Origin of the sequence: Paenibacillus sp. FSL L8-0638 (assembly GCF_038593075.1) — a bacterium.
GTDB lineage: Bacteria > Bacillota > Bacilli > Paenibacillales > Paenibacillaceae > Paenibacillus > Paenibacillus polymyxa_D.
Map to the genome: position 1 here is coordinate 4,214,393 of NZ_CP151960.1, position 12,905 is coordinate 4,227,297.

The following is a 12,905-nucleotide window of genomic DNA, read 5'->3' on the forward strand; positions in this document are numbered from 1 at the left end:
TGACTCACTGTTATACTCATCTGCGGCTTCTTTAATCAAAAGCAATTTCAAGAAGACGTGCTTTACTTAGAAATACCCATCGCATCTAGAAAGGAGACATGAACTCACTTGAGCGTATTATCAGATGGGATCGGATATGAAAGCCTACGCTTTTATGGTCCCTTTCAGCCATTACACATCGAACAACTTCAAATAACACGCGCCATTAATGATCATGCCTTTTTACATATCAGTGGGATGCTCTCCGAAGAACAGGGAGCGGCTTGTATTGATCAAAATATGGAGCAAGAGCCGATAGTGATTCGTCAGTTGAATGATCAGGGACAATCGCTGAGAAGGCTGTTCCATGGAATTGTTACACGTATGTCCGTACACTGTGTGCGAGGCGTGTATACATTTGAACTGGAGGCCGCTTCCCATTCATACCAGATGGATATTAAACGTAAAAGACGCTCCTATCAAGATATTCACCGCACCTATGATGATCTGGTCACTGCACTGGTTCCAAAATATCAATACGGAGATGCCATTGATACGGTAAGCAACTATGCCAAACTAGAGACATTTGTTTTACAATATGAGGAAACGGATTGGGCGTTTTTAAAACGCCTCGCTTCTCGCTTTGGTTCCGTACTCGTGCCAGAGGTAACCGCAGCCTCACCCAAGGTTTTCTTCGGGATGCCAGAAGGCAAGCAGCATAAGGTGGAGCGAGATGTATTTTATCGAGTACGAAAAACGTTTCATGAGCTGGATGGGAAAAAGCCAGGCGAACGGGCTGGCTCGTATGTCACCTATATGATTGAAAGTCTGCAATACTATGCGCTGGGCGACCTTATCACGTTACCTATCGGGCAAGGAAAAGAACTGGTCGTGGTTCGGGCAGTGACAACCTTAGCAGATGGCTTACTGCGTACCCGTTACGATCTTCAAGCCGAACAGGATATCCGCTATGCCCGGTATGAAAACAATCAGGCCACCGGAATTTCACTGACAGGAACAGTGCTCAAGGTACAGAAGGATTTTGTACAGCTTCAACTGGACATTGACCCGAAGCAAGATCCTGCTAAAGCGTGCTGGTTTCCCGTAGCCACTCGTTATGTCGCGGAAGAACATAGTGGCTGGTACGATATGCCTGAGATCGGGGAACTGGTGGAATTGTATCTGCCTACCCACCGCGAACAGGATGCCTATGTCACGGACTCGCTACGACAACAACGTACGCAAATGGACAGCCAAATGTGAAGGTATGGCAACATGTGCATGGTAGCGGCGTAGAAATGTCTGAGCATGATCTGACCCTATCCACTTCCGATGAATTTTCCATTACACTGCATGAAAGTAGCGGCATTACGATCGACAGTCCGGGGAATGTGCAGATTCAGGGTGGTCACGTGAAACTCGATGCTAGCGAGGAACTTTCACTGGAAGCTGGAACGGCGCTGTATCTAAAAGGCGGAGCCAGCAGCATGGTACTGGATGGTGAGACGGATACCAAAGCTCCAGTGATTTATCAGGAAGGTACGGTGAAAGCTCCTGTTTTCGTGGCTGACCTCCCTCCTGTGCCTGAGCCGCCACTCATGAGCATCAAAGCCTATGAAGCAGCCCAGTCAGCAGCCAAGGATTCATCTAGCAGCCAAGCCTCCACCCCTAAAGCAAAAGTCACCAGTCCAGCAGAGCTTCAACAGGCGAATGCCTTGATGGGTACGGTGTCCAAGCTATTAGGCTCCATTCCTGTGATGGGAAAAGTGGCTGGCGTTGTTGCGGGAGCTTTAGGTGGGCCTGTAACGGGTGTCATTCTGAAAGCAACCGCAATGATCCCCGTTCGGAGCAAGGGAACTCCTACAATTGGAGGCAGTAGCAAGGGGAGCGAAGTTCACCCAATAAAATACTTGGCTGGTTTGGCCATGCAAGGGTTGATTAGTATACACGAGCATGAGAAAGCTAAACAAGCCTATTATAACAAGTGGATTCTAGGAAAAGTGTATACGAGCGCACGTCATATAGCTCATTCCGGCAGCACATTGGAACTGGTACAGAACCTACTTAAAGAATCGAATGCCATGGTTCATGCGTATCAGCAGGTTCCGGAAGAAGTAAGAAAACGCTGGAGAGCCAATTACGACAGCCGCATGGCACAACAGCAGCCTAAACAACAAGTTGAGAAGCCTAAGTCTTGGTGGGATCGTTACCTGGGTTATACGGGTAGTAGTGCGATGATAAAAAGTCAAATAGCCATGGAGCAGGCACATGCATCTGAAAAAGCAGCAAACAGCCTAGTTGAATTATACAAAGGCATAGAGCAGGCTAATAACGAAAGGTATCAAAATGCAGGAAACTCCATTGGTGAATTTTTAGATTATTGGTCATTTGGTATACCTAAAGGATTGTATCAAGCCTACATGGAGCGCGCACGTAATCAAGGTAACTCTGGTAGTGACGCTATCAATTTTGCTACATTTGGAATAACAGAGGCTATACGTGGAGCTGTGACACCTGAAGATCCTTTGTCACCAGACCATTTGTCTAATATCATTAGTGTAGCAGGGTTCCTTGAGGGAGTCGGTTCATTTCTCAAGCCGAAAACTATACTAAATTCACCAGTCAAAGAACCTGTTCATCCAGGTCCTAAAATCATAAATGAAAAAACAGAGTCACCCCGCCCTTCAAATTCAAAACCTAATAAAGCTGAGAAGCCAGGCGAGGCTGCTCAGGGAACGGTAAACAGATTTCCAACTAGTCGAATCGATTCTGTAATGGATCAACATGTTATTGATGAGGTTGCGAAGGCCAGAGGTCGATTGTCCAACAAATACAAAGAAACAGGTAATTTCGCTTATGCAGAAGTGAAGGTATCAGGAGTTGAGAAGCAAGACTTTTATGCCCATAGTAAAATTCATAGCTCTGCTAAAAAGATACCTGGAACTGAAGAGTTCTCTTTCAAACCCGACAATCCAAAATTCAAGGCAACCGAAGCTCCAGATGCAGAAGGAAATATATATATGAGAGATGGGGATACAGAATATAAAATTTTAAATGATGTAGCAGATCAATTAGGTGATAATCACAATGCATCAGGAAATATCAAACTCTTCACTGAAAAAGATACATGTGGAAGCTGTAATGAAATCATCCAACAATTTGACAAAGAATATCCTAACGTTAGAATTGAGGTTATCCATAATGGTGGTGTGACTATTAACCCTAAATAATTGAATAAGGTGGTTCAAAAATGGCTTGGAGTTATGATGAGTTAATTGATAGTATCCTTGAGAATTACCAAGATTATAAAAATGAAGAAATGATGAGTAGTAAAGAAGCAATTGCAAGAACATTCTATGATTTTGAAGGATTGATGAATAGAAGTGAAACAGACAAAGCTTTAATTAATGTCGTTTACGGGGAAATATTATTAACTCTTCCAAGAGTTTTGTATACCGTTAAAAACAATTTAAGCAAAAGATTGTCTGAACTAGATTTTAATTTAATTGAGCAAGAACAAAAATTAACCTTTGAGCAATACAGTGACTTATTTAATCGTAAGAATTTTGTATTACACGAGTTGGAAAATAAGATATTAGACTATTATCCGAGAGTATGTTGGTATTACGATGAATTGACAAATGAAGTTAATGTTTTCTTTAAACAAGTTAACGAAGAAAATGTCTTGGCGGATGAAGTTATTTCTAGTGTATTTCAGCGATTTGAACGTGATTGTAAAAATACATTAAGTGAAAAAATAATTGTGTACACAACACTTGCTGAAAACATATTAGACCAAGGACTATCAAAGATCGATGGGCTACAGCTAATTAAACAAGAATTACAGCAGTTTAACATATCAGATATTTTTGAAGAACAATTGTTAGAAAAAGAAAGACTGGAATTAGAAAAGAGAATTAAAAACGTATTAAGACAATTTTCCTAATAATAGTTTTATAACTCTACTGTTAAGCTACTACAAAATTACCCATAAACTAAACGAAATTTTCCAAAGCTTATTCCAACTTGAAACTATAAGTAGGGATGAGCTTTTTCCTATACCAAAGCAAAGATTCACCCTCTCTATCAGAGTTAACATACACACTCAAACCACAGAGGGGAAATCAAATTGACCAGATTGGTTTAAGGAAGCACTACGCCAGCGAACAACAAGATTCATGTTCATCAATAGATGAGCATCTATTCACCAAAATGAATCTATTCAAACCTATTGATCGCATTATCCTAAAGATTGTTTAGGTTTACATTTTAAAAGCAAGATCGTATAGTTCAACAAGCTAGACACAAAATATCTTAACAAACACTTAAAGCGACTAAAGGAAGGTTTCAAAAATATATTACTACTGAACACAATAGAAGGCTTTAGTAGCGTAGTGTTAAATAGTGAGGAAGAGAATATGAATGAGAAAATTAATTTACTATATAAAATGCGTTTTATGGAAAACGAGGGGGACAATATAGAGGTATTTGAGAATATACTGAATGAAATGTCCCTTGAAGGAACGAATGATATAATTCTCGATCTTTGTACAATCTTCGAAGATGAAGTTGCTGAGCCGTCAGCTAATGATTATCTTATTGAAACTATATTTTATATTGCAAAACGTAATGATTTAGAAGAGGGCTTATACAAATTGGCTTTGGGCACTTCCAAAATGTTGCCCCATGCAGAATTTTGGGCAGAGAGAATCCATCGGACACTTTTAAATTCAAAAGAATTAGTAATTTCTTACGGTAAAGCTTTGGAGAAACTAGAAAATTCAACTAAACAGACAATTAAAGAAATTTTAATGGTGATTAAGAATGATGATCCAGATTTATATTTAGATAAGGTTAATTCTCTATTAGAAAAAATAAGTTGAAAATGGGGATCTAGCTGATTTTACACACGCAGTTAGCCCTATAATAGATTTTTCAAAATAATGTCGTGATCACGATCACGGTTTAGACTGTAAATTTAAGTTAAAATATAAATAATTTAAATTTTATTTCAGCTAAAACCAAAGATACCGTGATGGATCACAAAGAAAAAACAAGGAAGTGTACAAAGATGAAAAGAACTGATTTACCTCTTGTCTATTCTTGTTCTGGATGTTCCTCCGCAGCACAAACCGCTAACATGATCGCTATACAAATGGATCGAGAAAAAGTCGCCGAAATGTCCTGCATCGCTGGTGTTGGTGGTGATGTCAAACCACTTGTCAGAACAGCAAAATCGGGACGTGACATCATTGCAATTGACGGCTGTCCCTTGTCCTGTTGCAAGAGTTGCTTAGCAAGGCATGAAGTTCAACCCAAACACCATTTCCTGCTGTCTGACTTTGACGTACCCAAGATAATAGGAGAAGATCCTAACCCCGATCATTATAGGAATGCTTACACACAAATCTTAGAACAAATTGGACAATAATTCTTAATCAAAATAAAAGTGTGTATCGAATTTTTACTGGTGGCTCCTAACACATCTTTAAGGGCCACCAGTATTATTTTTGTACAAGAAAACATCTTTTTAATAAGGAAAATAATTATCGAATGTTTAAATGAATTTGTCTCACAATTTAAAATACCTGGTACACAAATTCTCAAACCGTCGTTCTAAAGGAGTGGATGTAAGGTATGAAATACTAAATAAAATACAAATAAATACTTGATATATCGCTAATAAACCATAAAGAGACACGAAATACGGTTTTAAATGGAAAGTAAGCCATGATACAGTAAAGTATAAGCGGAATCAGCAGCATTTTTACAAAATAAAAAACATTCAATTTCTTTCCTTATCATATGATAATTTGCTTCTTACCTCTTCCTGAAATGCAGTATCCGTTAATAATTTGTAAAAAAACAAATCCAGCTTCTGCTTGAGCCATATATGATCCACCCCAGAATCATCTTGAATAAACATGGCTAGTTGAATGTCATTTCCTTCCCGATCCGTACAATATAAAGCCTCTGTTAGAACAGAAATGGTAGATCCACCTTTGTTTCCAAACTCTATTAACTTGGAGTTATCTACTTGTCGCTGAATTAGCATTTTTAGATATGGATTTATAGTAGAAGGAACCAACTCCTCCTTGTGTATAAGCTTCATGAGGTAAGCATATTCTTTAGTCGTTGAACGAGGAAGCTTGCGCGATTCCAGCACTTGAAGCTTTCGTACATAATTCTGCCTGGTGTTCCATTTCTGAATACATTCTATTCCCTGATCACGATTTAAAATCTGATGAATTTCAATAGATTTTTTCATATATTCCTCGTAGCTCATCTCACTTATCTTTTGTATCGACTCTTTAAAGCCTATGTTTTCGGTCTCTTGGATATAAGGAGACATGAATCCCGCAGATGAAAAAGGAAAGATTTTATCATGGGAAGAAAGTGAGAGTTTGATAATATTCTCATTTATCTTATCCAAACCCATTTTCGCCATCAGAAATTCTGTATTGGCATTGGAACTATATGCTAACATACCGTGAGTAATATCCCATAACGTAATTTTCCCTTGAACCTCTTTATGGTTTGCGCGAATGGATTTGATCCAGTTATGATGAGCGTTACCATCGGAACCAGGGATATAAAATTTATTTAATTCCTCTAAAGGAACAAGTTCCTGCTCGTCTAATATTTTCGCCACAACTTGGCGAGCAAATTCGATAGCAATGATCACTTTGGCCGTGCTGGCAAGAGGCATTTTAACTTCTGAGTTATAGCTGATTTTCTCCACACCATTTTTGATCATATACAAAGATGCTTTACTCGGATTCTCCTTCAAAAAACTTAGAACATCCATTTCTGTTTTATTATTATTTTGGCGCTTCGCAATGAACAAAAACAGGATACCTATGAACACAAATATTAAAATTATAGCTACTATTAATAAAATTATTTTCATACTTTGCTCCTTAATGGACACGCTTAGACTGAAGTTCACATAAGTCGTCACAGTTCCCCACGGGAATCACTTTTCTTTTAGAAGCTATATAATCATACAAATAACCACCTATACCCATTTTTTGAAAATATTATAAAGGGAACCGCCCACCAAAGATACGGTATCCCTGTACAAATTTGTGCAATAGAGTCATTATCAACTAGAACCTCATTGAAGAACAAATTACCAATGCATTCTATCTTCAATCTTTCCTTAACATCATTTCAGCAGACCGTCACTCTTAATACTTTTAAAAAGTGATTGCCTTTATTCTTCACTAAAGCTTTTGGCCCATTCAGCAACCCTACGACTACTTTCTTCTTCTGACAAATCCTCGATCCTGGTCATAATAGACCATCTTACTCCACAAGGATCCAGTATACTTCCGAATCGATCACCTGATACAAAGTTTGCAACTGGTTCCCTTACTTTTGCTCCTCTTGCTATCGCATTTTCAATGACCTGATCAACATTTATAACGTAAATACCAAAAGAATAACACGCATTGTCTCCATCTGGCGGCAAGACCAATTGATATGTCGGATTCGCTACTCCCAATTGCAAAAAACCATTTCCAAAATCTAATTCAGCATGAACAATAATTTTATTGCCATTCTCATTAGGAAATTCAGTAATATCCTTAACTCTTGCATTGAAAACAGTTGTATAAAACTCTATTGCTTCCGAAGGATTCTTCACTGTAATAAAAGGGGTAATAGATGTAAAGCCGTTGGGTATCCCCTTCTTTGTATATTTACCTGACACTCCCGTATATTCTCTGCTTTCAGTCATTTTGACTCCTCCTTTAAATGATCGTAATAGTTCAGTTTTATGCTTATACCTTCATTGGATTGAATTCATCAACTCATAGTAATATTTGGATGCACGAGTCTTATTTAAACTATACCAGGCTTCTAATGTCTTAGAAGAAAACACACCCAGAGCTTTCAAGACGTGTACGGAGAATTCCAACGGAGCCGTTCCCGATGCAGTGATTAGTTTTCCATCGGTTACAGCAGACTCCATTTTGTAATACTTTTCGCCCGTGTAGGTGGGACAGATCATTTTGAGGTATTCCAGATCATTGCTTGTATGCCAACGTGAATTCAGCAATCCTGCCTGGGCAAGTCCCATGGTAGCACCACAAATCGCCGCAACCCATATCCCTTCCTCTAAACACCTCTCAGCGATTTTTAAAATCGGTTGATGAATGGTTTCTGTCCATGTATCTCCACCGGGTAAAATCAATGTATCTGTGCTTTCAATGCTGCACTCATCCAGTTTGATGTCAGGCAGGATTGTCAATCCGCCCATGGTAGTGACAGGAGTCTTTTCCATTCCCATGATAACTATTTTGGATGGGGCCAGCCCCTTTTTATAATATCTCCCCGAGTTCAGTTCGGCAGTTAAGTAACCAATCTCCCAGTCTGCCATAGTGTCAAACACATACAGATATACCGTACTATTCATTCACAGGTTCTCCTTATTTTATAATTTATCAAGTGATACCAACCCTCGGTAATCCGTGATTATCCTCATTATAAAAAAGCTTCACTGACATCTGCTGTCAGTGAAGCTTTTAACGCTGATAATATTCCATTAACTCCGACGCAACAGCGACAAGCTTTTTCTTCAAACTCTGTGGTTCGATGACTTGAATGGATTTCCCGTAGGTTAGGAGCAAATAAGGGACATATGTATGAAGTGATTTTTCCTCAAGCAAAAAGATGGCTTGATTGGATGTGCGCTCTTTCAGATGATGCCCCAAAAACCAATGCAGACATAAGTCTTCCAATGCCTCTGACCTGCCTTCGATCATTAAAGAAATTAAACCGTCTTTGCCTACTAAATCAGGCAACAGATTTTGCATAAAAAATTCACGAGCCGAAAAAGCCTCAGGACGCTTAAATAGGATTGGAGTACGCTTGATTTGTAGAATCCGATCTGCCCGAAAGCTACGGATCTCATTCCGTAGGTGACAAAAAGCAACAGTATACCATTTACTGTTCCAGTAAACCATTCCATAGGGGTCTATCACCCTATTCTTGGGTTGTTCTTCATGGCTTGTGCGATAATCCATTTCTACAGAAAATTCGTTGGCTACAGCCTGCTCCAATTCTGCCAATATCGGCTGAAGAGAAGGTTCTCCCATGCGATTTATCACTTCAAATCCGGCTAAATGACGGCTAAGTATACTTTCCTGCTCTTGATTCGAATACATTTTCAATTTTGACGTCGCACTGCTTAATGCCTCACTCAAAGGGTATCCAGCTTCTTTTGCAAAAACAGCAGCATGAAGGAGTGCCTTTTTCTCCTCCATATTAAATAGTAAAGGTGCTCTAATAAAATTATTCAGCAAGCTATACCCGCCATTATGGCCCGTGTCGGATATTATAGGCACTCCACTGGCACATAAAGCATCAATATACCGATAAACTGTCCTTATATTCATTTCTAACTTTTCGGATATTTGTTTTGCAGTCATTTTCACACCCGAATTCAGCATCCATAGAATGGCCAGCATATTATCGTTTTTTGGCATAACATGAACCCTCCTCTCTCATTAAAACTCAATCTTTATAAATAACTCTTTGTACTCTTCTTACCACCTATTATATGCTTTTTTCTACTCACAACTCCCCTCCGATATCTCCTGCTTCCAATAATACACATAGTAAATACCACAACGAATGGGGCATTCTGTAAACTAACTCTCTCTTTTAACCGATAAATACATATGCTGGATTTATCATTAACAACATATCTAGCTGAGAATCTCATAATAACATTTACCAAAAACAACTATAGAAGGAGACATCTATGGAAAACACCGTGACGTACGGTCATATCGAAATCATGCCTTACGAATTTGTACGCCTTCATGAACTTAAAATCCTAAAAACAGTCAATGATCATGCCCGAATGATCTGTACAGGTATCATCTCGGAGAAAAAGCGCGAGCTGTATGTGCGTGCTTCGGATGAGGAAACCCAGGTCAAAGCTTTTGTTACAGACAAAAATGGCAATCGACAGCCCCTTTTTCGAGGCATTGCCTTGGATGTGGAGGAAAAAGTCGTTCACGGGGTCCATTACCTAACCGTCGAAGCCATATCTCATACCTACGAGTTAGATATTAAGCGCCATCAGCGCTCTTTCCAGAATCCTAAACTTACCTATACGGGTCTAATCGAAAGTATTGTATCGGGCTATTCCAAAGCCGAAGCCATGGATGTTGTGTCCCATAAGAAGCCCATCGGTACCTTTATCATGCAATATGATGAAACCGATTGGCAATTTCTGAAACGAATGGCCTCCCACTTCTACTCTCCGCTCATTCCTGCGGTGGGCTATGGGGTTCCCAAGTTTTATTTTGGCCTGCCTATGGGACTCAGCAAAGGAGAAATACAATCTACCAATTATAAAGTCACCAAACGGGTTGCGGATTTTCAAACCGCCTCAGAGAACCATATCCCTGGCGTACGTGATGCTGATTTTATCCAATATGAGGTCGAGACGGAGAAATTACTGGAACCTGGCTACGAAGTGACCTTTCAAGGTCATAAGCTGATCGTAGCTGAGGTGCTAACAGAGATGAAAGACGGGGTGCTGACCCATACCGCCAAGCTGTCACCACGAAGCGGCTTACGTCCAATTAAAGACTACAATCGCTCCATTATCGGCGCTTCCATTCATGGCAAGGTACTGAGCGTTCGTCGGGACAAAGTACGCGCCCAGCTCGATATGGACGATCAGCAAGACCCGAACACGGATTACTGGTTTCCCTACTCTACCATTTATGCATCTGCGGATAACACGGGCTGGTATTGTATGCCTGAGGACGGGGATAGTATCCGTATCTATTTCCCTAGTTATAAGGAAGAAGAAGGGTACGCGATTAGCTCAGTTAAAAGAGAACCGCAGCCTTCCGCGGGAAAATCTTCTGCGACTTCTGGACATGCCACAGCTTCTGCTTTGTCTGCCGGATCAAAGTCTTCTTCAGCCTTGTCCGCAGCAGCTCCTGCCCCAGATCGAATGGCTGACCCTGCCATTAAGACGCTGCGAACCAAATACGGCAAAGAAATCATGCTCGCTCCGGATCAAATCGTTATTTCCGGGAATGGCATGTCTATTGTCATTAACGATAAAACAGGCATTGATATTGTAAGCGGAAAAAATGTGAGCATTAGTGCGGCTTCAGATATTGTTATGAGTTCCGGTAACATCCAGCTTTCCGCCGGAAAAATTGAGCTGTCTGGTAGAGGCAACACGATTACGCTGGATGACAAAACCACCTTCTCCGGCACGGAAATTAAGATGAACTAACGGAAGGTGAGAACTAGCAGATGGATAAACAAGCGGCGTTACACCATTTTAAAGAGCATCATTTTACACCTTTGCTGGACATTCAGTTGGATATGCTGGAAGCCAAGTTTCAGCGCTGCCAAGCTCAACTGATCTTCGACTTCAAAGAATCGTTCAGGGATTTGTGTATACACATTCTGAGCATGCAGCAACAAGGTCAAAAACAACCCATTGGATATATTCACTACTCGTTCTTGCGCACTCAGATGCTGGAGCAATCCTACCTGTATATGGTCGAGGCTTACTCTGCTGAATGGTACGAAGATGATTCCGATTGCAAGTTAACCTATGACGCATCATGGGCTTACGCAGCAATGAATACCATGTTGGAAACCTTGGAGCAGGAACGAAAAATATATATGGGGACGATCACTTCAGTGGACGTTGAACGACTGATGTTGGAATCCGCTCCTTTTTTTCACCAGTTTGTGAACTCCCTCCTGCGCTTAGGGATGGCAGAAGTGGTTCAAATGCCTGAGTATCTCGCCATTTATAAAGCTGATCGTTTAGCTATCCGAACGGGCGAGTACAAGGATATCAGCGAGAATCTATATGTCGAAGATCAGGAAGCACTTCTTGCAGATCATGTGAAAGAGCAATTGATACATTCCAGTGAAGAAGAACCCTATGTTTACGAAAACCTAAAGCGGCTTTCTCTTCCCCACCTTCACCTGATGCAAAAGGATTTGCGCTATAACGATTTTAGCCACAGTGACTTACGGGGAAGCCAGTTTCTCAGCTGCATATTGATCGGAAGCATCTGGCAACGAGCGAATCTGGAAGGAGGCAGCTTTGGGGGATGTCTACTGACCGATACGGATTTTAGATATAGCGATTTGAGAGGTGCTAACTTCAATAGTGCCAGCGGACAGCCGTATCGGGAACATGGAGTTCGGGTGCCAGGGCTATGTGGACTTCGTTTTGAACATGCCAACCTGGATGGGGCCGATTTTACGGATGTACATTCGTTTGAACATGCATATTTTGAGGGGGCTTCGATGCAAGGAACTCTTGTCCCACGAAAGTACCAACAGCATTGGAAACTAAGCGAAGCACAGCTTCAATCTATTGTGTGGACGGAATAAGGAGGAATGTGTATGCGCCATTATTATGTGCTGGTCGATGATCATCGTATTTCCCGAAACATTAAACCGATGAATTTAGACCTTTTTAAAACGCCATTTGTTGGCATGCCTCCGGCTCAGGTTTTAGATGTTCATGCGACAGAAGATGCCGAGTACACGGACTGGCTACCGTTTTCACCCTCACAACCGCTATTTTCCGATTCTATGAAACGGATTCTAGAACTATACAATACACAAGCTCGTTTTAAACAGGTGTATATCGTGAACCGGGAACCTAGCCGTCAAGAATTATATTGGATTTCATCCGTTCCCTCTGTGGATGGCATTTCAGAACAGACTGAATTTTATGCGCACGACCAAACCTTAAAACGACTTGTGCTGGATAGTCAAAAGGTGAATGGACACCATTTTTTTCGACTGTCTAACGTGAGGGAACCTTATTTCATTGTTAGCTTGGAGGCTGCTGAAAGCTTACTGCGGCGGAGTTTGAGTGGTTTTCGGCTACAAAAGTTAGAACTCTTATGAGGAGG

General features: G+C 40.7%; 10 protein-coding genes and 1 pseudogene. 7 read left to right on the plus strand and 4 right to left on the minus strand.

The genetic code is table 11. The annotated features are described in order from the left end of the window. Positions 1-108: 108 nt before the first annotated feature. The 4 genes and pseudogenes from MKY35_RS18820 to MKY35_RS18835 all read left to right on the plus strand — a co-directional run bounded on the left by MKY35_RS18820 (position 109) and on the right by MKY35_RS18835 (position 5,410). Positions 109-3,209, plus strand: a pseudogene (locus MKY35_RS18820) (deaminase domain-containing protein). Between the two features lie 20 nt (positions 3,210-3,229). Further along, positions 3,230-3,925 (plus strand): Imm3 family immunity protein, encoded by a 696-nt coding sequence (locus MKY35_RS18825; RefSeq protein WP_342444523.1) that lies wholly within the window; start codon positions 3,230-3,232, stop codon positions 3,923-3,925. Positions 3,926-4,397: 472 nt separating this feature from the next. Continuing rightward, positions 4,398-4,862, plus strand: coding sequence for an Imm30 family immunity protein (locus MKY35_RS18830; RefSeq protein WP_342444524.1), 465 nt, complete (start codon positions 4,398-4,400; stop codon positions 4,860-4,862). 188 nt (positions 4,863-5,050) lie between these two features. Continuing rightward, a complete protein-coding gene (locus tag MKY35_RS18835; RefSeq protein ID WP_013311396.1) occupies positions 5,051-5,410 on the plus strand; it encodes a putative zinc-binding protein in 360 nt (119 codons plus the stop codon). A gap of 354 nt (positions 5,411-5,764) precedes the next feature. Here MKY35_RS18835 and MKY35_RS18840 read toward each other — a convergent pair whose 3' ends face one another. From MKY35_RS18840 to MKY35_RS18855, 4 genes are all read right to left on the minus strand, one after another. After that, the gene (locus MKY35_RS18840; protein ID WP_342444525.1) at positions 5,765-6,889 is read right to left on the minus strand and encodes a serine hydrolase; all 1,125 of its coding nucleotides are present in this window, start codon (positions 6,887-6,889) and stop codon (positions 5,765-5,767) included. A gap of 306 nt (positions 6,890-7,195) precedes the next feature. Next, positions 7,196-7,720 (minus strand): VOC family protein, encoded by a 525-nt coding sequence (locus MKY35_RS18845; protein WP_342444526.1) that lies wholly within the window; start codon positions 7,718-7,720, stop codon positions 7,196-7,198. Between the two features lie 51 nt (positions 7,721-7,771). Further along, the gene (locus MKY35_RS18850; protein ID WP_342444527.1) at positions 7,772-8,398 is read right to left on the minus strand and encodes a type 1 glutamine amidotransferase family protein; all 627 of its coding nucleotides are present in this window, start codon (positions 8,396-8,398) and stop codon (positions 7,772-7,774) included. Between the two features lie 109 nt (positions 8,399-8,507). After that, the gene (locus MKY35_RS18855; protein ID WP_342444528.1) at positions 8,508-9,470 is read right to left on the minus strand and encodes a YafY family protein; all 963 of its coding nucleotides are present in this window, start codon (positions 9,468-9,470) and stop codon (positions 8,508-8,510) included. A 278-nt stretch (positions 9,471-9,748) separates the two neighbouring features. Between MKY35_RS18855 and MKY35_RS18860 the strand changes: the two genes are divergently transcribed. Genes MKY35_RS18860 through MKY35_RS18870 form a run of 3 tightly spaced genes read left to right on the plus strand, consistent with a single transcriptional unit; the run spans position 9,749 to position 12,900 of the window. Continuing rightward, complete coding sequence (locus tag MKY35_RS18860) at positions 9,749-11,251, plus strand: hypothetical protein (RefSeq protein WP_342444529.1); 1,503 nt, start codon at positions 9,749-9,751, stop codon at positions 11,249-11,251. 20 nt (positions 11,252-11,271) lie between these two features. Further along, positions 11,272-12,375, plus strand: a complete 1,104-nt coding sequence (locus MKY35_RS18865; protein WP_342444530.1) for a pentapeptide repeat-containing protein — start codon at positions 11,272-11,274, stop codon at positions 12,373-12,375. Positions 12,376-12,387: 12 nt separating this feature from the next. After that, complete coding sequence (locus MKY35_RS18870; protein ID WP_029515572.1) at positions 12,388-12,900, plus strand: DUF1629 domain-containing protein; 513 nt, start codon at positions 12,388-12,390, stop codon at positions 12,898-12,900. Positions 12,901-12,905: the final 5 nt, after the last annotated feature.